34 protein-coding genes are annotated in these 19262 nt (G+C 42.0%); 28 read left to right on the top strand and 6 right to left on the bottom strand.

The window, feature by feature from the left end:
- The 3 genes from HCX89_RS21070 (at position 1) to HCX89_RS21060 (ending at position 1682) form a co-directional block, all read left to right on the top strand.
- Positions 1–516 carry a hypothetical protein gene (locus HCX89_RS21070; RefSeq protein ID WP_167717318.1) on the top strand — a complete coding sequence of 172 codons (516 nt, stop codon included), beginning with the start codon at positions 1–3 and terminating at the stop codon, positions 514–516.
- Between the two features lie 72 nt (positions 517–588).
- Positions 589–1011, top strand: coding sequence for a hypothetical protein (locus HCX89_RS21065; RefSeq protein WP_167717316.1), 423 nt, complete (start codon positions 589–591; stop codon positions 1009–1011).
- A gap of 80 nt (positions 1012–1091) precedes the next feature.
- Positions 1092–1682 carry a hypothetical protein gene (locus HCX89_RS21060; protein WP_167717314.1) on the top strand — a complete coding sequence of 197 codons (591 nt, stop codon included), beginning with the start codon at positions 1092–1094 and terminating at the stop codon, positions 1680–1682.
- 141 nt (positions 1683–1823) lie between these two features.
- Here HCX89_RS21060 and HCX89_RS21055 read toward each other — a convergent pair whose 3' ends face one another.
- From HCX89_RS21055 to HCX89_RS21045, 3 genes are all read right to left on the bottom strand, one after another.
- Positions 1824–2078 (bottom strand): hypothetical protein, encoded by a 255-nt coding sequence (locus HCX89_RS21055; protein ID WP_167717312.1) that lies wholly within the window; start codon positions 2076–2078, stop codon positions 1824–1826.
- 114 nt (positions 2079–2192) lie between these two features.
- Positions 2193–3086 (bottom strand): integrase domain-containing protein, encoded by an 894-nt coding sequence (locus HCX89_RS21050; RefSeq protein WP_167717311.1) that lies wholly within the window; start codon positions 3084–3086, stop codon positions 2193–2195.
- Positions 3079–3411: a hypothetical protein gene (locus HCX89_RS21045; RefSeq protein ID WP_167717309.1), complete on the bottom strand. Its 333-nt coding sequence runs from the start codon at positions 3409–3411 to the stop codon at positions 3079–3081. Before HCX89_RS21045 ends, HCX89_RS21050 begins: the two co-directional genes overlap by 8 nt.
- 536 nt (positions 3412–3947) lie before the next feature.
- Between HCX89_RS21045 and HCX89_RS21040 the strand changes: the two genes are divergently transcribed.
- From HCX89_RS21040 to HCX89_RS21020, 5 genes are all read left to right on the top strand, one after another.
- Positions 3948–5183 carry a hypothetical protein gene (locus tag HCX89_RS21040; RefSeq protein WP_167717307.1) on the top strand — a complete coding sequence of 412 codons (1236 nt, stop codon included), beginning with the start codon at positions 3948–3950 and terminating at the stop codon, positions 5181–5183.
- A 63-nt stretch (positions 5184–5246) separates the two neighbouring features.
- Positions 5247–5456, top strand: a complete 210-nt coding sequence (locus tag HCX89_RS21035; protein WP_167717305.1) for a hypothetical protein — start codon at positions 5247–5249, stop codon at positions 5454–5456.
- A 261-nt stretch (positions 5457–5717) separates the two neighbouring features.
- Complete coding sequence (locus HCX89_RS21030) at positions 5718–6809, top strand: hypothetical protein (RefSeq protein WP_167717303.1); 1092 nt, start codon at positions 5718–5720, stop codon at positions 6807–6809.
- 582 nt (positions 6810–7391) lie between these two features.
- Positions 7392–7745 carry a hypothetical protein gene (locus HCX89_RS21025; RefSeq protein WP_167717301.1) on the top strand — a complete coding sequence of 118 codons (354 nt, stop codon included), beginning with the start codon at positions 7392–7394 and terminating at the stop codon, positions 7743–7745.
- 7 nt (positions 7746–7752) lie between these two features.
- Positions 7753–7950, top strand: a complete 198-nt coding sequence (locus HCX89_RS21020; RefSeq protein WP_167717299.1) for a hypothetical protein — start codon at positions 7753–7755, stop codon at positions 7948–7950.
- 2 nt (positions 7951–7952) lie between these two features.
- On the opposite strand, the gene HCX89_RS21015 is transcribed toward HCX89_RS21020, so the two are convergent.
- Entirely contained in the window at positions 7953–8732 is a 780-nt protein-coding gene (locus HCX89_RS21015) for a site-specific integrase (RefSeq protein WP_167717297.1), read from the bottom strand.
- A 684-nt stretch (positions 8733–9416) separates the two neighbouring features.
- On the opposite strand from HCX89_RS21015, the gene HCX89_RS21010 reads away from it, so the two are divergent.
- Both HCX89_RS21010 and HCX89_RS21005 read left to right on the top strand, forming a co-directional pair.
- Positions 9417–9902, top strand: coding sequence for a hypothetical protein (locus HCX89_RS21010; protein ID WP_167717295.1), 486 nt, complete (start codon positions 9417–9419; stop codon positions 9900–9902).
- A gap of 223 nt (positions 9903–10125) precedes the next feature.
- Complete coding sequence (locus HCX89_RS21005) at positions 10126–10962, top strand: N-6 DNA methylase (RefSeq protein ID WP_167717294.1); 837 nt, start codon at positions 10126–10128, stop codon at positions 10960–10962.
- A gap of 14 nt (positions 10963–10976) precedes the next feature.
- On the opposite strand, the gene HCX89_RS21000 is transcribed toward HCX89_RS21005, so the two are convergent.
- Complete coding sequence (locus tag HCX89_RS21000; protein WP_167717292.1) at positions 10977–11420, bottom strand: hypothetical protein; 444 nt, start codon at positions 11418–11420, stop codon at positions 10977–10979.
- A gap of 146 nt (positions 11421–11566) precedes the next feature.
- On the opposite strand from HCX89_RS21000, the gene HCX89_RS20995 reads away from it, so the two are divergent.
- From HCX89_RS20995 to HCX89_RS20940, 12 genes are all read left to right on the top strand, one after another.
- Positions 11567–11869, top strand: coding sequence for an integrase (locus HCX89_RS20995; RefSeq protein ID WP_167717290.1), 303 nt, complete (start codon positions 11567–11569; stop codon positions 11867–11869).
- 53 nt (positions 11870–11922) lie between these two features.
- Positions 11923–12111: a hypothetical protein gene (locus HCX89_RS20990; protein ID WP_167717288.1), complete on the top strand. Its 189-nt coding sequence runs from the start codon at positions 11923–11925 to the stop codon at positions 12109–12111.
- Positions 12112–12217: 106 nt separating this feature from the next.
- Entirely contained in the window at positions 12218–12511 is a 294-nt protein-coding gene (locus tag HCX89_RS20985; RefSeq protein WP_167717285.1) for a hypothetical protein, read from the top strand.
- Between the two features lie 53 nt (positions 12512–12564).
- Entirely contained in the window at positions 12565–12780 is a 216-nt protein-coding gene (locus HCX89_RS20980; RefSeq protein WP_167717284.1) for a hypothetical protein, read from the top strand.
- Positions 12781–13040: 260 nt separating this feature from the next.
- Entirely contained in the window at positions 13041–13229 is a 189-nt protein-coding gene (locus HCX89_RS20975; protein WP_167717282.1) for a hypothetical protein, read from the top strand.
- Positions 13230–13243: 14 nt separating this feature from the next.
- Positions 13244–13483 (top strand): hypothetical protein, encoded by a 240-nt coding sequence (locus HCX89_RS20970; RefSeq protein ID WP_167717280.1) that lies wholly within the window; start codon positions 13244–13246, stop codon positions 13481–13483.
- A gap of 9 nt (positions 13484–13492) precedes the next feature.
- Positions 13493–13684: a hypothetical protein gene (locus HCX89_RS20965; RefSeq protein WP_167717279.1), complete on the top strand. Its 192-nt coding sequence runs from the start codon at positions 13493–13495 to the stop codon at positions 13682–13684.
- A gap of 24 nt (positions 13685–13708) precedes the next feature.
- A complete protein-coding gene (locus HCX89_RS20960) occupies positions 13709–13939 on the top strand; it encodes a hypothetical protein (protein WP_167717277.1) in 231 nt (76 codons plus the stop codon).
- Between the two features lie 15 nt (positions 13940–13954).
- Positions 13955–14152, top strand: a complete 198-nt coding sequence (locus tag HCX89_RS20955; RefSeq protein ID WP_167717275.1) for a hypothetical protein — start codon at positions 13955–13957, stop codon at positions 14150–14152.
- Positions 14153–14163: 11 nt separating this feature from the next.
- Positions 14164–14376 carry a hypothetical protein gene (locus tag HCX89_RS20950; RefSeq protein ID WP_167717273.1) on the top strand — a complete coding sequence of 71 codons (213 nt, stop codon included), beginning with the start codon at positions 14164–14166 and terminating at the stop codon, positions 14374–14376.
- A gap of 42 nt (positions 14377–14418) precedes the next feature.
- Entirely contained in the window at positions 14419–14655 is a 237-nt protein-coding gene (locus HCX89_RS20945; protein ID WP_167717271.1) for a hypothetical protein, read from the top strand.
- A 93-nt stretch (positions 14656–14748) separates the two neighbouring features.
- Complete coding sequence (locus HCX89_RS20940; RefSeq protein ID WP_167717269.1) at positions 14749–15135, top strand: hypothetical protein; 387 nt, start codon at positions 14749–14751, stop codon at positions 15133–15135.
- Positions 15136–15595: 460 nt separating this feature from the next.
- On the opposite strand, the gene HCX89_RS20935 is transcribed toward HCX89_RS20940, so the two are convergent.
- Positions 15596–15859, bottom strand: coding sequence for a hypothetical protein (locus tag HCX89_RS20935; RefSeq protein WP_167717267.1), 264 nt, complete (start codon positions 15857–15859; stop codon positions 15596–15598).
- Between the two features lie 66 nt (positions 15860–15925).
- Between HCX89_RS20935 and HCX89_RS20930 the strand changes: the two genes are divergently transcribed.
- The 6 genes from HCX89_RS20930 to HCX89_RS20905 all read left to right on the top strand — a co-directional run bounded on the left by HCX89_RS20930 (position 15926) and on the right by HCX89_RS20905 (position 19030).
- Entirely contained in the window at positions 15926–16114 is a 189-nt protein-coding gene (locus HCX89_RS20930) for a hypothetical protein (protein WP_167717265.1), read from the top strand.
- A gap of 1103 nt (positions 16115–17217) precedes the next feature.
- Positions 17218–17511 carry a hypothetical protein gene (locus HCX89_RS20925; RefSeq protein WP_167717262.1) on the top strand — a complete coding sequence of 98 codons (294 nt, stop codon included), beginning with the start codon at positions 17218–17220 and terminating at the stop codon, positions 17509–17511.
- Positions 17512–17527: 16 nt separating this feature from the next.
- Positions 17528–17842, top strand: coding sequence for a hypothetical protein (locus HCX89_RS20920; RefSeq protein WP_086904553.1), 315 nt, complete (start codon positions 17528–17530; stop codon positions 17840–17842).
- Between the two features lie 35 nt (positions 17843–17877).
- Positions 17878–18075, top strand: coding sequence for a hypothetical protein (locus HCX89_RS20915; RefSeq protein WP_167717260.1), 198 nt, complete (start codon positions 17878–17880; stop codon positions 18073–18075).
- A 102-nt stretch (positions 18076–18177) separates the two neighbouring features.
- On the top strand, positions 18178–18618 hold the full coding sequence (locus tag HCX89_RS20910; protein ID WP_167717259.1) for a hypothetical protein: 441 nt from the start codon (positions 18178–18180) through the stop codon (positions 18616–18618).
- A 70-nt stretch (positions 18619–18688) separates the two neighbouring features.
- Positions 18689–19030 (top strand): hypothetical protein, encoded by a 342-nt coding sequence (locus HCX89_RS20905; RefSeq protein WP_167717257.1) that lies wholly within the window; start codon positions 18689–18691, stop codon positions 19028–19030.
- The last annotated feature ends 232 nt before the right edge of the window (positions 19031–19262 follow it).

Below are 19262 nucleotides of genomic sequence, written 5' to 3'. Positions count from 1 at the left end.
ATGAACGAACATTTTATTAAATCTTTTCAGAAAGAAATGCCTGGGGATGTCGTAAGTGCGTTAGTTGCAGTGCTTAACGCTAAGGCATATGTTGAGCTGATCCACCCTGTCTCTAATGCCATTGTTAAAGAGGCGTTGGCAAAATTTCAACCGTTGGTTGCTGATGGGGAATGTGGTCGTGCATTGGGTGCTGTTGGGAAACCGATTAATGATTGGGATTTCATTCATTTAGCAAATGATGATGTTGCTAAGAGCATCCATGATTACTATCTACGTAGGATGGCTGAAGAGGGGTTTTCTTCCAAGAACTCACAGAAATGCCCTCTTTTAGTTGCTGAGTCCACAGTGATGGAGTGTGAAAGTTTGCTGATCGATGTTATGGAGCAGTACACAAATATGAGTAACGCTGATTTGTGTCTGATCGAACATAGGAGAAGTTATCTGGAGTTGACGCTCAACTTTCTAGTCCCGTTGGCTTCAGTACAAAAGATTGAGTTGAATGTTTTAAATCGTTAGCATTTTATTTTGCATGCTAAATCCATTGAAAAAGGCGCCCTTGGGCTGCCTACAATACGTAAAGAGGTGAAAATGAAGTCTGTTTATGAGAAAAACTATGATCTGATGGTTAAGTTAGCCATTATCCGTGACGGAGACGTCAGTAATTATCGTAAGAGTCTATCCCAGGGGTACATGGATCTTGTTGTTGAAAGGAATTCGCTGTTGGATGGGATGAAAAATCAAAACTGTATAGGTTTTTCGATGGCCCATTATTATACCCAAAATGGGGATTTGTGCTCTGATCCAGTGATGGAAATTCTTTTTTATCCTGATTTGGATATGGTTGAAGCTTTTTCTTTTGAAATGAGCATACCTCCAATCTATACGGTAGTTTATTTGGATGAAAAGGTTAATATTAAAGCCAAGAAAGAGCTCAATGATTTCTTGAATCAGTGGCTTCGCAACTTGGTAGAACAAGGTCATGGAGTGAATTGGGTTTCGCAACCCGAGTAAACTGACTATCTAAAGCGCCCTCGGGCGCTTTTACTTTAACAGGCGCTTATTGGCTGCCTTGAATGCGTAATGAGGATAATATGATGTTGTTAAAGACCCCTGAGAATGTTTCACTTATTTGGAAGCATACGTCTTCGGACTTTAAAGGCATATCAGATGGTATAAAGACGGTTATGTGGGCTGAAAATGGTGGGAGTACATTAGGCCCAATAGAATGTATGCCAGATGATGTGTTTGAGGAACAGTTGAAGTTTGCTCTTAGGAAAGAGGTCTGTTTTCAGCGGGATGAAAAGCTATTACCAATATATCGAATGTTTGGGTTTGAGAGAGTGTTTTCTGGAACTAATCAATTCCGGGAAGACTTTCAAACAGTGCTTGATGTTTTTAAAGAATTTGGCAGTGACGACATTTCAAGACAAGTATTTGAAATGATCCGCGACATTTATGTGCCCTTCCCTGATGGGCCCGACTCAGATGGGATTGAGGTGTTGGATGGTGTCTCTGAAGTTGTATGTCCACTAGAACTTAACTTTGGAATGCTTAAAGTTGTTGTAGAACGTCCGAATCAAGTGATTGTTCGTGTATTTGAATGTAATAAGGAAGCTTTGCCTGAAATGTATAAGCAGATGCTTTGTAATCCACACGTCATTAGGCTTCAAGTTATGATGTAATATGATGATGAGAAGAAAAAATCGGCAGGTTTGCCGATTTTTTTCCTTTATCGCTGAACCCTGTTGAAGTAAATGTTTTCTGTGGCATATGGACACAGGTCGCCTGAACTCAGAAACGATGGTTTAAGTGGAGCACATGGGTTAACCTTGACGGTTCATTCGTCCAGTTTCATCGTCTCTAACATACTTTCCAGTAGGCGCGTAAATACCCCCCTTATTACCACAGTTAGAACAGTTAACATCGGTAAAATTGATGACACCACCGACAGTAAGGCTTGCAATACGTGGAGCTTGAAATGTCAGGGTGCCTGTACCATTACAATGTTTGCAAACAACATCATACGTTGTAGATACCAGGTCGCCCCCAATAGTTATGTTCGCAGTTTCGTTATTCATGTTAATTTCCTATGTTCAAGAGCTAATTCTCTTATGATTTATATGGGGTCTTTCAATGCCAAATCCAACGTCTTTCAGCAAGTTAAATATAGAAACGTGGTTTGGCATGCTAAATCATCGTAGATAAACCTCGGCGACATCCCCTCTGAAGTGCCCCAATTCTTGTGATAGCACTTCCCTTGCTTTCTTGTGTCCTACTCGCAAGACCATTTTGATCTCATCTAATCTTTCTTGGGCGTAACTATGCCTTACGCCGTGGAGTCCTTTTGAAAAACCTAATGCTCTGTTTGAGGCTCTGTTAAATGAAGCGGATAATGCATTTCCTGCTCCAATATCGTACCTGGTAACGTAATTGACTCCCCGATCTCTTTTTACAACTGGCTGAGGATGTCTGCGGTTCTCAAGCTTTTCTGCTAGATAATGTGGCAGGTTTACTTCTCTGGTAAGTCCTCCCTTTCCCGTTACCAAGTATTTTACGCCATCTTTTCCTACGAACCTTTCATTTGACCAACTTCTTGATGAACTTTTATTTCCTTCGTCAATCCGTTTTAAGGTAAGTAGTTCATGTGCTCTTAAGCCTGCTTTATATGCGATCTCTACACTTAGAGAATTGCGCTCAGTCATTTTTTCCATTACCCAACCGACCTGTTTGTTCGAGTAGGATCGCGAACGAATTTCTTTTTCTGAGATAGCCTTTACTCTTGGGAGTTCTATGCCAATTGCAATAGAAAGGGCCTTTCTATCACGCTCCAAAGATTTCTGGCTTAGGAAGTTTTCCGCTCTATCTTTTAGATAGTTAGCAGCCATTTCTGGAGTAATATGCTTTATTCTTTTTACACCCATATCTGTAGCTATTTTTGCTAGTGCTAGAGCGGTATCATTCGCGGATCTTACAGATTTAATAATTTGATAGTTTCCTGGTGTGTTCCCACTTGTCTTTTTATCACTTCCTATTTGAGTTTTAGATCGGATAACAGCTACTGCTTGTTCTTTTAAACTTCTAGCCATTTTCCTTACCTTTATTTAATTCATCGTCAATTCTGTGATAGGCACTTTTTACCCCTGCTGGGCTAAGTTTTACTCTTTTAAACTCTCTTAACCACAAGGAAATATCTTCAAACGTAAACCCGTATACTTCTCTAAGAACTTTGGCTTCACCGAAAAATCTTCTTAATTTTGAGCCACTGTATGCTTTTCTCTTTCTTCTTTCTCTAATTTCTGCTTTAAGTTGGAGTATTCTTTTTGCTTCTTTTTCAAGCTTTATTTGGTCTGCTGTTTTACCTTGATTTGATTTTTTGCAAATATAATTGTTTGTCATATTATAGCGTTTCATTTGTCCGATTCGTGATGCTGTAATTGTATCGTTTCAAAGTGGTAATTTCACGCAAAAAAAAACGGTTCAGCATTATGGGTTCTTGTAATGGGGTGCCTTTTGCGTCAATCCCAACACACAAGCGCGCTCTAGGTTGCAGCGCCAGCGTAACCTAGAGCGCGCAGCGCCGGAAGAGGAGGGGCGATTGCTCTTGATGCCCATCCGAAGTTGGCGCGTGTGTTGGCACGATCTTTTCACTCGATGTGAAAAGGCGTGCCTTTGACGCAAAAGGCGTAATGACCTCCGGGCATTTCGCTTTTTGCATAAAGAGGGGGGAGATATGCACATATCCATACGGAGCGTAGAGCTTCATTTACTCGAAGCTGTAGTGTGGGTATGTGTATATCTCCCCCCATCCTTATTATTGGCCGACTTATCCACAGGAGGTGTAATTTAAAAAAGGATAAAAAGCTTGATTGTTCGCCCAATATATGAGACGGTTGCATTCAAGAAAGGCGGTCGTTTACCTGCCTGTTATTCGAATAGTGAGGTTTAATGTGTATAGCCAAATACAAATACTGAATAGTTCAAATAGTCCATTGTCAGACATTCATGGACTTCAATACGAATCCAAAAAATCATTCCTTTTTGATCTACTCCAAGCTTTCCAAGCTGCCTGGAGTGAATTTACTGTATTTAAATCAAGAGAGAATCCTATGCAAAGTGAAAGCATTTTGACATTAGATGCTGGCTGGATAGCTCCGACTCCTGCTGATATCGCTGAGTTTAAAATGTTTACTGGATGGTCTACCGGAGAACTCGCGAGAGTTGCTGATATATCTCCAAAACATCTGAGAAACTTCTTTAAAGAGGATTTTTATATCCGGCGTGGAGAGAATGGGAGAATTAGTTATTCTGTTTGGAGGTTTTGGTTAGAGAACTTTGGCTTTGTTGAACCAAAGAAACTTGAACCTCTGAAACCATTTATCAGAGCTGCTATTTTTACTTCTGATAGTAAAGAGTGGGTTAAGCCGAACATTTCTGAATTCCGAACCCTAGCGGTTAGATCGGGTTCTGCTGACTCAACAATAGCCAGGTTTCTAAATCAACCTGAACCTTTGATAAAACATCTGTTACATTCTCCGGATAAAGGGCCGGAGCCATTTCATATTCAGCATGCAGATTGGATTTCATTTCTCAATCGCATACGGATGAGAACATTAGCTGATTATATGGCACCGCCTATCATGCCAGATAGTACCCTTTTGCCAGTGGGAGAGGGGTATGAGCCACCAAATCCAAAGATTGTCAGACAATTCATTGCATGGACAGGACGCCGCCCGGAAGAGCTATCTGCCATATTTGGTATTGATGCTAGTAAGCTTACGTTTTTTGCATCGAATCGTTCCGCTCGTACCACGGATGCCAGTATTCCATCCACTGTATTTAGTGCTGATGGTTGGCGAGCCCCCACATTTCGTGAATTGAGGACATTTATGAATGTCTATTCATTGGATCCTATGGAAACTGCCAAGAAATTGCGGCTTTCACCCCGCGAAATGAAAATTGCATTGATAACGCGAGATAACACTAGCGAAAAGGAAGCCCCACTGGATATAGAGCAGAGCGATTGGTTTTCGTTGCTAGATGTTTTGAAGATCTTTGATATGGCCCAGCTGGACAAACTCACTGAGCGTGAGAGTCGGGCATACCACATTAACTATTCCGTATGGCGCTTAATGCTGACGGCATTCGGTATTGTTGAACCTCTGAACTTCCAACGCAAAATGTAGATTGACAAAAGCCGGGAGCTTATAACCTGTTTTTGTTGTGCCCCTGAATCGTTAGGAGCGCGTATGATAACTAACTTAACTGAGCAGTTTCATTCTGCTCGTGTTCGCAATGATTTGCCTGCGGCTGCTAGAGCGGTTGATATTTTGCAGTATCGCTATGCTCTATCATTCGATGAAGTGATTGCCGTTCTTGTTACAGAAGAGCTGCATGAGTCTGAGCTGATTGAATATATTAAACGGATAGAACGATATCGTAAGAGTGCGATGCGATAGTTATCCTAACTACCGCACCGCTTCGTCCTTGAAATATGGGTTTTTACATGCTCCTTGGTATGGTGGCCTGTTACGGGCAGCCGAGAAGCGCCCTTCTTCTTCTTCTGGTAAATGACCAGAGGCATAAAGGGGCATTATATCGGAATCCAATAGGAATTGTCGTTGAAACGATAGTGTTTGAGATTATTTAGCATGCCAAATTGTTCATCATTGGGACTGTATGGGTTCGCTTTAACTTATTATAGAAATGATCCAGCTGCTATGTTGGAGGCGTTTGTTGATGATGTTGCTAATGTAGCCAGTCAGGTCAATGTGGATTGGTACCAGACTCGACATGTTGTTACGTTGGATAGCTGCAAAGTGAAAACGGGAGTCGTAGGACTTGAATTAGCGGACAGAGGACGGATCTGGGTTATCGGTCATACCAGTGAGTATCTTTGGACAGATCAAGAGACTGGAGAGCAGAATTTGCTCCGCTTCCCAACTATTTACTTTAGAAATTTTAGGAAACATTTCCCTGAACCTGTTGTTTTTAAGGGGTTTGATGTTCTTTATGCGAAATGGATTAATCATCGAGGGGGGAATCGATTCTCCAGGTTGAATGAAACATCTCAAAAGAGTGCCAGGGAGCAACATTTAAAGAATCTTCGGGCTGAAGACGCGAGGTTGCGGGATGAGGCTACAAGGCGAGATTTAGCTTGGATGAACAAGTTGCCCCCATTTTCTGATAGTGATTATGACGGAAGTTATTTTGAAAAGAAGCGGATCCCTACTAGCGTTGTATCTCATCTGAATTGTCGTGTGGGTTTCACCTCAGTTGGTGTTACCGGGCGATTCATTGGTGTTCCCGTTTTCGATACGAACTCGTGGAAATTTTTGTGTATGCAGCGACTATATGACTCAGGCCAGAAAATGTTCCGTAAACATTCGAACTTTTTTGGGGGATGCGTTGTGGTTCCTGGAGGGGGGCGGCCAGAGCCAGCTCCTGGACAACCGATATACATAATGGAGAGCTATGTTGATGCGGTATTAGCTTTCAGCCTAACATCATCTTGGTCTATAGCAGCATTGAATGCTGATAATATCGTGCCAATTTCATTAGCTCTAGCAAAGCAATTTCCCGATTCCCCTCAAATATTTGTTGCTGATAATGATCAGTATGGTGATAGTAATGCTGGGGTAGATCGTTGTGAAGAGGCTATAACAAAGAGCCCCTTGCAATCGGTCTATCTGATTATTCCTCAGTTTCAAGAGAAAGAAAAATCTCTTAGATATAAAGATCTCACCGACTATGACAAAGCTTATGGCCGTTCTGAAACTAAAAAACTGCTCGTTTTGCCTTTGATTTCTTAAAGGTTAGTGTTAGATTAATGTTTCATCGTGCTAAGCACATTGACACATATAGGCGCCTTCTGGCTGCTTTTAAAACGTATAAAGAGGATTATTATGGGTTTATCTACATTTCTGTCTGATATGCTGGTTTCTGCTGTCTCCATTTCCGTGTTACTGATGCTTTGGATTCAGGTTCGGAAAGGACGACAGGAACAAGTAAAGAGACAACGAATTTTTTAACAGAAGAACCCGGTCATGATTGACTGGGTTTTTTTTTATGAAAAGGAGCTGCTTTTTGTAGGGAATTTCATACAGTTGGGTTGATGGAACTTTGGGATAATGTGATAACTCGTCTACCAATGAAGGCACTGTTGTCAATGGGGTTATCGAAAACCGGATCATCGTTGGTCTGGGTATGTCTGCTCGGGGACGCTTTGGAAGTGGCAAGAAGGTTATCTAGGAGTTCTATCAGGATCAATGAAGAGCAAGCTGATCAGCTTGCCGAGGCACTTGAGCTGGCATCTGCTGACGCTTTTGCTTTTGATGGAATTCTTTATGTTTTGGTTAGGCTTCCAGGTAGTTCATTTATACACAAGTTGAGTAATGATGGTAACAGTTGCGTTTGAGCTGAATAATTGGGAAAAAACATTATCATTTGTTAAGGATAACATTGATAAATTTGATGATGAAATTCAAGAACAAACTAATTTAGATGAGTATTTGAGACACGAAATTGAAATGCTGCTCTATTCTGAGATAGAGAGAAATGCAATAAAGTTTAGTGGTGTTGAATATAGTTTTTTTGAAAATGTCTGTCACTATCCTACCCCTGGTATTGCCTGTGTTTATACATTAGGTGATATTCCAAGTGTTAGTTGCAATGAGTTTGAGCTTAATTGCTCTATGTCCGAATTTATTAAGAATATTAGAGCATCTTTATATGTCTATTTAGACTGAGGAATGTATGGCAAGAACCATGGATATATCTGATCTCGATGATCTTGAGGTTGAATATCTTTATCGTTTTAGGATGTGTAAAACTGAAAAAACATTAGATATGATGCTGGAAAGGCTTGAGTCAAAAGCCCTCTCATCAAAAGCAAAGAATGCAATCAATAGAGCTTGGTGCTTCAGGTGTGAAGAATTGAGCTTATTTGATTGATATTAAAAGGTTTTATCTTTCACCAACTCAATTTCATGGAGTGTGTATGGCCTCCATGAAATTCTTTCAGAAAATGCAAAGGTATCACTAAATAATACATTCATATACACTTCTGTGCTTGAAATTGAACTGTGCCCTAACCACGATTGTAGTATTCTGGCTGGTGTGAAATGCAGTACTGCATTTACAGCAAATGAGTGCCTAAATGTGTGAGGGCTAATATGAACTTGAAAAGGCCCATTTCTATCAATATATCTTTCAACAGTTTCTTCTATCCATCTATTTACCGTGCGTCTTACGCAACTGAAAAATCTTCGGGAAGGCGATAATTGCTCCGTTACTATATACGATTTTACCCTTTCTATAAAAAGTGGATCTGATATGGGGACTTGTCGCAGTGGAAGTGTTCCAAGAAGATCTGTATCTGAAAATTTTCTTCTCCTTTTCTTGGTTATTTTTTTAGAATCATTCCTTTTCTTTAAGGTTGGAATGTTTACGTAGTTTGCTCCATTCTCTGAAAAGACAAAATGTCTAGGGGTTAGCAATAACATCTCACTTACTCTACAACCTGTCATATACATTATTTCCATAGCGAGTCGCCTTTTTACATTGAGCTCTGAATCTATCAGTAAAACGGCTTCCGGCATCAACAAATAAGCTGGCATTTCGTCATGGCGCTGCAATACTTCAGCTCTGGTCTGCATCAAGTAGTTCCAATTAACTTGAACTATGGGAGTGGTCGATGCAATCGTTGAAAATCCTGTTTTTGAAAGTTGATTCATTTAGCCGCTCTCTATGTCGTGTATTGTGTCTTGTGATCACAGAATACACCTATTTCTATAATTGGGATCTTAGCTTGGAGTGAAAACTGATGTTTTTTCCATGGAAAAAATGAAAAATATAATTTAATCAATAAGTAACGTAATGATCGCAAAATATAGTCAAGTGTGACATAACCAAAATCTCTTGCCTTTGAAGGTGTAAGGTTGATTTGGCATGCTAAATCTCTGTCTCTCTGTCTCTACTAGCTCTGGCGATTTGATTAGGGTAATGTTATATTTGATTTTGTTAGATCGTGTTTAATACACCAAATAAAATAGGCGTTGTTGATCAACAGCCTCTCAAATGTAAGTTAGTTTAGTGAATATGTGTGCAACAATTGACCACGATATTGCCTCTCTGGCATATCAGGAAAATATGTTATTTTTCCCAAGTTCGTTAAATGTAAATACCGGAAATTTTTATTCTGTTGAGGAATTTAAAAAAATCTGCGACCAATTTGACGATTCTTTAACTATGCGTAGAAAATGGACTCTCAGGAGTAAACTAATCACTGATAAATATATGGGTGGATGGTTAACCAAGGAGCAATATTTTTTACTTATAGCTTGGAGTGATGGGTTAAATATCAAGTAAAACAGGCGTGTTATCACTGCCTTTAAAACGTAACTTAAGAGGATAATATTATGAGTATTAATTTTACTGATGCTTCTGTGTCTCCAGTAAGTATGCCACCTAAAACCGAAAAATCTATTGATGAGTTAAATGGAATATTGATTCAGTCTTTATTCGAAGCGGTGAAAAATTCTCTTTCCAATAATCGGATGCCGGAACGTGATTTAAGTTTTGCAAACGATGAAATATTTAAGCAATTGGAAGTGCTCGCACCTGAAACTGCAAGGTCTTTTACGTGTTATTCGAAAGGATTCTTGGACTTCATAATGCCAGATGCTTATCTTGATGTATCTCATGAACTTCGTTGTCAATGCTGGCGTAATGGTTGGTTTGCAGCTAAGGAGTTTTTGAATACTGAAAAGTTTGAGGTTAACGGTTATGTTGTTCAGTTCAACCATATCTTTGATGAGTATATAGTATCTCATGATGTTATCGGCAGCGCCGTATCTGGACATGATGATTTCTGGATGGCTATTGAAGATTGTTATAAGGGCTAGTTGTTGCTAGTTTGTTTGTTACACATCACAATGAGAACCCGACACTTTAAGTGTCGGGTTTTTCTTATATAATAGTACAGCTTTCTATGCTAACTGCATAAAAACAAAATGGGCGCACAGTTGTGCTGCCCTTGAAAAGTATACGTTTAGCATGCTAAATGTAATTTGTCGATTGATGGGCGCCTTTGGCTGCCCTTTATACGTAAAGATAAAGAGGTCTTTTATGCTTCCAAATGAATGTAAGAGTGAGTTTTGCAAGGTTTTTAACGGAATAAATGCTAAACACCACCGATATCGGGTTTTTAGTGATTTCTGTATGATGGCCGCATGTTCTATTCAAAACGCATTTCTTAAATCTGAAGAGATTGAGGAACGCTATCTGAAGGTAGCAGCTAATTATTCTAAAGATGAATTGATTAAGTTCTCTACGTTGTTTGCTATTACTACCCTAGCTCTAGAAGAGCCGAGTGATTTTCTTGGCAGCATTTTTATGGAGTTGGGGTTGGGCAGTTCTCATACGGGGCAATTTTTTACTCCATATGTGGTTTCTCACGCGATGGCTGAGATGACGTTCGATGAGAACAGTATAGCTACTATCAAAAAGAATGGGTTCGTTACCGTCAGTGACCCGGCGATTGGAGCGGGTTCTACTATTATCGCGTTCACAGAAGTTGTAAAGAGTAGAAAACTGAACCCACAGGAATGCGTGTGGGTGAGCGGTGTAGATATAGATCCCACTGCGGCGGCTATGGCATATATTCAGTTATCTTTGCTGGGGATCCCTGGTGAAATAGTTGTCGGAAATAGCCTAAGCATGCAATTTGAATACTCATATAAAACTCCGATGCATTATGTAGGTGATTGGGAGAGCCGCTTTCGTTTGTCTCGAATGTTTAATAAAATTAAGGGATTATTTTCATCTGAAATTTCATCTGGAATTAGAACTGAGCATGAAAAGGAAGGCGTTCTCGAAGATAATTCTTCTGCAAGTAGAAAAGATGATATTCTTTTTCGTGACGTATCCAGCTTTGGTGAAAGCATACAGCTAGGTTTGTTCTAAAAGCAAAACCCCACTTAGTGGGGTTTTTTGTGTCTCATCTCTGAACGTTCTGATTTCAGTTTCTTCAGTTCTAATCTCAGTGTCCTTATTACCTCTAGATTGACAATTTTTTCTCTGAGCAGTACAGATACTTTCTCGTCTTTATCATTTGGAGATAATTTTAGATTTCTATCAAGTCTCAATTTTCTTAATTTAATCGAAATTTCGTCAGATTTCTTAAATGCAGAAATTAGCTTCTCGCAGTAACTAACACTTCGCTGGTAGCTGTTAAGAAACCATTCTTGGTTTTCCTTACATCCTGAATTAATAATAACTATTGATTCATTATATTTTCCCAGTGAGTATTCCGCTAATACTGATCCAGTTAAATCTTTTGACTCATTTTCTGGACTTGTAATTTTACTGAGTAGTGACCTAGCTTTTAAAACCTGATCAAGATCGAAGTGAGTATTTTCCATAGGAACCTCTATTAGTGCGAAGTAAAGGCAGCTCATCGAGCGCCTGAATCATTTTCCAATGTGAGATTAAATATTAATCAATATGTAAGTGGGATGCAATCTTTGATCTCAGATCTTCGTTTCCGTGAACGCCCCGCCGGGTGGTGTTGTCCCACAAAGGCAGGTCATTTGAACTGGCCAGGAAGAAGCGGATCATCGAGTCCGGCCCGGTCGAGTACCTGTGCTGTGATGCACTCCAGCAGACAATCAGCCGCATCTACCGCCGCGCCGGGATCAAGGGTGGCTCAAGTCACTCAGGCAGGCGAACGCTGGCCTCGCGGGTGCTGGCGCAGACGGGGCGCATCGAGGACGTTCAGCAAGTGCTGGGGCATATCGACGTTGACCACAGTTGGCCCTATCTCGATGTTGATCCGCAAGTTATCCGCCGAGCGTTTGAGGTTGCACTGTGACGGCTGACCGTGTATAACTGTGTCGTTATATAATGAGAGAGTTATTAATATAGATGAAGATCACTGTAAGAGAAATGGCTGAAACCTACTTCAATGGAGACAGGAACTCTGCCGCCAAAGCTGCTGGCGTGACGCTACAGTTTTTCAACAATTGGGTGTCACAAGGGCGTGAAGTTATGAGGCTGGATAACGGTGACTTTGTGCTTGTTACCAAGAACACAAAAATTATCAAAAAGCCATAAAATAACGCTTGCGTTATATAATGCTTGAGTTATAGTTACGTCATGGAAACTTATCCACTGTCATGCAGACAGCTTAGTTGCTAACTCATAAACAAAAGGTGATTTTATGAACTATTCAGTTAAAAAAGTGGGTTTCACATCAGCAATGAAGATGGGGTTTGTTTTCGACAGCCATTCCGAATCGAGTAACAGTCCTAATCACGTTTATACGCAGTTTAAAGCCAGCGAAAATGCGGTTTCTTTAATCGAGCGAATGGATGATGCAAAAGTTATGACTGTCGAAGTTGATGGGGAAATTGTTGTTCTATCTGTTGATGAAGCAAAAGAGGCTGGATTAGCAGAGGTGACATTGAAAGTGATCGATAAGAACACTGAGAACGCACATTGGATTGCCGTATAACTTGCAGTGAATAGAATACATGGCCTTACGGGGCCATGTTAAAGGAAACTATCATGATCAAAAACTTTGAGAGTTACACAAAAAAACAGACTTTTGGCAATAACAGCACTCAATGGGAAAAGAAATATCCAGACGGTTCAACTGCCACGGTGATCGTTGACAATGTTGGTTTGACTAGAAAGATGGTAAGGGAAGCTTTTGAAGCTCAAGAGAGAGGGTTCAATATAGCTTGCTTTCAAAAATCGGATCTTGGGCGTTGGTTTAACTAAACGGAAATCGGCTTATGAGAACCGGAGCCAAGCGGATTTCGCCCAATTCACGAACGCAGATTGAGAACATCAAGAGCAACATTCGTTGCACAAGCCGCCCGTTTGATGGCGATGGACACCCTTTCAAGCAGGCGCTAAGGGAGCTACGTCAAGAAGGCATGACTATCAAATATGTCAGAGACAAATGCCATTACGTGAAAGTGAATGCGACCCTTTAAATCAGAAGGGCCGGAGTCCGGCCCTAGTTCAAGGAAACAATCATGGCAGCATTAAAGCGAAAACAGCCGTGGCCGCTCGGTGTAGATAAAGGGCCCCGTAAATTCATGCAAACCAAAAATGGTCAGATCCAGATGATAGGGCACGTTATCGGAGATTATTTTTACACTCCGGATATTGGTCGTGATAAGTGGGAAATATGGAGCTTGTCAGATCTCATTCCTGCAAATTAGTTAAGGGAAATCGAGTGACTACCAAGGCCGATACTCAGACCCTCAAGCAGCGAGCTATCGAGAGGTTGAAGTTCAATCTGGATGAATGGCCACGCTGGCATCAGCGACCAGATTTCACCCTTCCGATTGACGGCTTCGTTTGGAGTAACCTCGATCGTGGTGGATGCTGGAAGTTGATCAGCGATGATCGGTCTGAGGTGATCACAGAGTCGGATTTGGCTGAGTGGTTTGCCTTGAAGCAACAACTGAAATAGGAAACCGATATGGCTTTAAACGAACAAGAGAAAGCTGAACTGGTGGAAATGCTCATTAGTATGGCTCGCCACGCTGAGCAAGAATCCAAGATTTACTTTGGTGGCGACACAAACGAAGCAGCGGTAAAACGCAATGCAGAACGGCAGAAGCGACAAGCAGACGACGCCATGAAGTATCGGCGCTGGGCTGCTTCTCTGTAAGCAATCAAGTTAAGGGAATTCGACATGCCTGATGTGGTTTTGACAAAGAAAGAACAGCAAGCCATAGCCGAGCTGGAAAAACTGGCAAAGAAATGGCCTCAATCGCTGGAATTGTTCAGTTGGTCAGGCTCGCTGCGCGTCTTTAAAAAAGATGCGAACGGTGTGGATTGCGATGTTGGCGGCGTCATTGGTATCCCAAATGATGGCGGCGATCCTGATGATGTAAACTGCGACCCAAAAATCGAATACAAGTGATCAAGGAAACAGACCATGGCACTAAGCGATGATGAAAAAAGCCAGATATACGGCGATGGCTGGTATGACGGTTTTTTAGCGGCAAAAGCATTGGCAGAAAAAGGTGAAGATTTAACTGACTATACATCTGACGATGTAATGCGTTTATCTGAGAATGCAGAGGATGAACGCGAGCAACTTAAAGCAAGCCTCAACACCGAACAATCAAGTTAAGGGAATTCGCAATGAGTATATGGAAGCATTTTCAAGACGCTGGTGATACACCATCTGACGCATCTAAAAAAGTATCGTTATTGCTGGCAGTTGTTGTCTGTATCCTAGTGTTTTCAGGCGTCTTTTGGATCACTGATAGATTGCTAGCTTCAGGAGGGATTGCGTTCTCGCTGTTAGCAATATTCATTAGCTTTATCGTAATGTATTCTAAATCAGGAAGTTAAGGGAAACCGTTAAATAAGAGTTGATCCATTAAGGGGGGAAGAATGAAAACAATTGAAATTCAAGAGGGAACCAATGGAACAATGTATTTTGTTGGTAATCGCGAGATTGCTAAACCTCAGTTAATCAAAGATCCAATTGGTGACTATATTGCAGTCTCTGTTTCTGGCTTGGGTGGTGTAAGGCACTTTTTCAAAGCTGATGAAATCAAGCACATCCAAGAAATGGAAACAATTGATACTCCTGAATGGGCTAGTCTTGCCGCAGGCCAGAAGACATAGGAAAGCCGCTGGCCTGACTAACACAACATCTTGTGTGTGGTGGCAGCTGATACGGCACAACATATAGTGCAGATTAAGTAATAGGAAACTATCATGATAAAAAACTTTGAGGAACACACAGAAAGCCCATGGGTAGTCAACAAAACTCACCCAGCTCGTAGCAACGATGCAGAAGTTATCATCGAGCAGAAGGGGGGCAGCGCCCCCATAGCGATCTGCCCGTATATTCATGGAGGCCAGCAGAAAGCTAATGCCCGGCGCATAGTGGTCTGTGTGAATATTTGTCGAGGCTACTCAACAGATGAACTCGAACAGGAGGGGATCGTTGCCCTGGTCGGTGAAGAGCTGCTGAAACAGGATAGGCTGATCCAGAGCATTAGGGAGCGGGTACGCGACTGGTCTTTGATGACCCCGGCTGATATGAAAGCCGCTCTGTCTGACATCGAAGACGAACTGGCCTCAGCCAAGCTGTTAAATTGATCAAGGAAACGAGCAATAAGGACAAACAATGAAAGAAGTAGCGGTGTACCCAGAGGTTAAGACCAGTTGGTATTGTGAATGCCCTTATTGTGGGGCTCATTGCGATCTCAATGACCAGCAGGATGATTGTGAGTCTGGGGCATCGTTTGGCATCGATTGTCCTAAGTGTAAACAGCGTTTCATTGCTCGCGGTAGTTTGTGAGGGTGGGCTAATGGATGGACGCTATCTCGGGATAATTAAGTCAGAGGAAAGAACGGTATGACACCGAACAGCAAAGCCAGGGATCGCTAAAAGCAAAAAGCGGAACCCTGTTTGGACTCCGCTTCTTGTCTTGCATCTGCCTATTCGGCAGTTAATTGCTGTACTAACGTAAAACTTGTTAGTTGATATTTTCAGCTGCCTGTTCGGCAGTTACATAATCACTTTTACACTACAGGCGTAGAGTTGGCAACCAGTAAGTTAAAGGAAACCGAAATGAGTATGTCTTGCAATAAAACGGGTGTGGCGCACTGGTGCAATAACGAAAACGTAGTCCTGGTCAGGCTCCGCTCTCAAACTGCGGGGGTGAATGGAACGAATAAATTTGAAGGGCCAGAGGTCTATATGTGCCAAGAGTGCCGGAAGTCCAATCGTGGCGGCTTTAAAATAGTCAAATAGTTCAAGGAAACCGGAGGGCGCATCGAGGACGTGCAGCAGATCCTGGGGCATATCGACATTGATCATAGTTGGCCATACCTGGACGTTGACCCGAGAGTTATCCGTCGCGCTTATCAATCAAGAGTTTTTCAGATGAAGATCACAGTAAGAGAAATGGCTGAAACCTATTTCAATGGAGACAGAAATACCGCCGCAAAAGCAGCTGGAGTGACGCTCCAGTTTTTCAATAATTGGGTATCTCAAGAACGAGAAGTAATGAGACTGGACAACGGCGACTTCGTGCTTGTCACCAAGACAACAAAAATTATCAAAAAACCATAAAATAACGCTTGCGTTATATAACTAATGCGTTATAGTTAGGGCATCGAAACGGTACAAGTTCCCCACGACAGCGGGGATGCCAATTCCGGCAGATACGAACAAGAAAGGATTTAATCATGGACAACCAAATTAGCACTTCAAGCCTGTCTTACCTTAGTATTAAATTTAATGTTTCACTCGTATGTAACTGCGCTACTGTGACGGTTAAAACTCAAAGCAAGAGGGCAGCTGATTTGCTCAAATCAAGAACAACTTCTTACCCAGTTTTAAAACATCACATCAGGATCGATGAATGTTGTCTGCAATTTTTAGCTCCGGAGGGGGAGCATTGCGCAGACGAAATATTGTTAGCGTTGGCTGAAATACCGTTAAAGTCGCCCATTAGCGTTTTATAGTTAATGGATTAAAGAGGATTGATGAAATGCAACTCCAATATCAACTGAGCAATGGGGAATGGGTTGACTGTGGCGACAGATCGGCGGAGTTTTTGGCACGCTGCGTAAAATTTGGTGGCTACTCCAACGAGGCAGATTTGATTGCCGCTCTGGCGGCTGGGAAAACGGTGCGCAATGATTGTAATGATTGGTATAGCAACTGCCGTGACGGAGAAGTTGCCGAGGCAGTGCTAGCAAACAGAACAGCTTCTCAGACAGTCGATAAGAGACCCGTTTTGAGATGCAAGAGTTGCGGGGCGACAGGCCACTCAGGGGCATATCCATTCTCGACACTCCCTGGTTCCGGCCTCTGCGACGATTGTGTCTGATAAATATTTGCCTGTGATCGAGCGGCTGTGCTGGTCATGAGGCAGGGAATTTGAAAATCTGTGCAACATCTATCGGCACAAAGCTGGCTGTTTTACCTGTCACCCAAGGGTCAGTCATTATTCAAGGTTTAAAGTAAGTTAAGGGAAAAGAGGTGATTATGACTGGATACCAGTTGCTTACCGACCAGCAGCGCGAGGAAATGGATTGCTCAAGAATGGCTCGAAAAGTGGTGGCCTCGCCAACACGAACAATGATCAAGGAAATCCGCTGGCCTGACTAACACAACATCTTGTGTGTGGTGGCAGCTGATACAGCACAATATATAGGTAGGGTTGGATAATGGGTAAATGCGCAGGATATATTGGATTTGTAATGGTTGACCAAGCTGACAACCAGATTATCGAACTGGGCGGCGGTGGTTTCGCTGGCAAAGCCCAATGGAAGCAAGAGTGGGATGCAATAGTTCCCTTCGATGGGTTTAGCGAGTTTGTTGCTGATCTCGAAGATGCCGATGGCTCAATCATCAGTGACAAGCCAGTTTCGGCTGAACAAATCGAAGAAAGACTTGGGCGGCCAATCTCTGCTTTGATTGCTGAAGGCCGTGCCAGGGCTGAAAAAGAAAACGCAGCTTAAGTTCAAGGAAACCTCGATGGAATCAGGAAATGGGAATCAGTTTGTTGGTCTTATGACCATATGGGTGATAGTGGCTGGCCTCCTTGCCGCTGTCACCATGAATACCGAAATGTTTGAAAGCCTAGATGCGTGGCTTGTTGGCCTCCCCTTTCTTAGTCTCCTGGTTGGTAAGGTCGAATGGATCATTGTTGGCATTCTGGTGTGTGTCGGATTAGCACTTCCAGTACACTTGATCATGCGAGACGCAAAAGGGGGCGCAGGGCTAGCATGGGTTGGTCAAGTCGGGTTTTCATTAGCCGTTGTCATTCTTATCTTTACCGCATTAATCTGATCTTGTTTTTAAACAAAGTTAAGGGAAACAACGGTATGAAACTTAATATACTTGAAGATGTTTTGACTATGCCCCGATCTCATATCGAAGAATTATTAGCTTGCACTAAGACTGATTTGCAGCGCGGGTATGTTGTTGATGAATTTGGCAATAAAGATGCTATCAACGTTGAGAAGTTTGAAGAAGTGAAAGCAACGCTAGAACAAGCTTTAGCTATCAAATCTCAGCATTGATTTAACCAAAAGGCGCTGACCGCCGAGCAAATTTATTTGCTCCAGGGCGGTGGCTCGCGGGTGTGGGTGCAGCCCACGATTTTAAGTTAAGGGAAACAAAATATGTTTGATCCTGACATGCCGGAACCCCACGTTATCGAGTCATTGATGGGGTTTGTAGATAAAGCTGAAAAAGCTATCGAATCGGCTAAAGCGCTCGGCTATATAGGCGTGAGCATTGACCTGTCTTTGGAAACCGCATTAAATCTAGTTAAGTTCGCAAAGCGCTATCAAGAAGCGCTCGGTTATATGGGCGTGAGTATTGAACTGCCTTTGGAAACCGCATTAGCATTAAATCTAGTTAAGGCAGTAAAGTGTGATAAAGAACCAACATTCCTCGGCTTTCCTAAATGTCTTGTCGAGGCATTTATTGAAAACGAGGCCGAGGCCGAATTGCCAGCAGAGGTAGTGAAATTATATCGTGACTATATGACTGCTGATTATGACGGCTGGGAGACAAAAGAAGAGTTTTTTATTGATGAAGCTTTTGATGTTCATAAGTAACTAAGGGAAATAATCGCATGGCGAATAACACTGAAATTTGGATTTTGGAAATTAAAGGAAACCGCGTTTTATGGGGGATATGAGAACATACGGCAGTGCTACAGAAGCACCAAAATATAATGGCAATTTTGGTACACCTGCTTGGTCAGGATTGCATGAGTCAGAGTTTACTGATGCTGATGCGTTAGTGATGGAATTGCGAGAATTCATAAAATTTGAAGCCACTCGGCAGGGCTATAACGACAGCGCCCAAAATCGCATTGGGGAGAACGTTCAATTCTTTCACGATGCTTTCCTTGGTGGTTGGCCACAACGATTGTGGAGTGAGTGCTATCAAAGGGGAGTTAAAGAGCAGCAAGATCCACCGGAAATCCCGCCTTGGGATGAAGTGTGGCCATCTATGCCTATTTAAGAAAGCGATCTGGGACTGAAAAACACAACATATAGTGTCGCTGAACCCATAAGTTGACATAAAAAACCCATAAGCTGACAAATTAAACTCATATGTTGACATAAAACCACCATTCAGGACTATATGGATGAACTTGTTACTCCAATAAATCAGATACTTAAAAGGAACTAAACCCATAAGCTGACAAATTAAACTCATATGTTGACATAAAACCACCATTCAGGACTATATG

Source organism: Shewanella sp. Iso12 (genome assembly GCF_012030025.1).
GTDB lineage: Bacteria > Pseudomonadota > Gammaproteobacteria > Enterobacterales > Shewanellaceae > Shewanella > Shewanella algae.
This window is presented reverse-complemented; position numbering and strand designations above follow the sequence as displayed.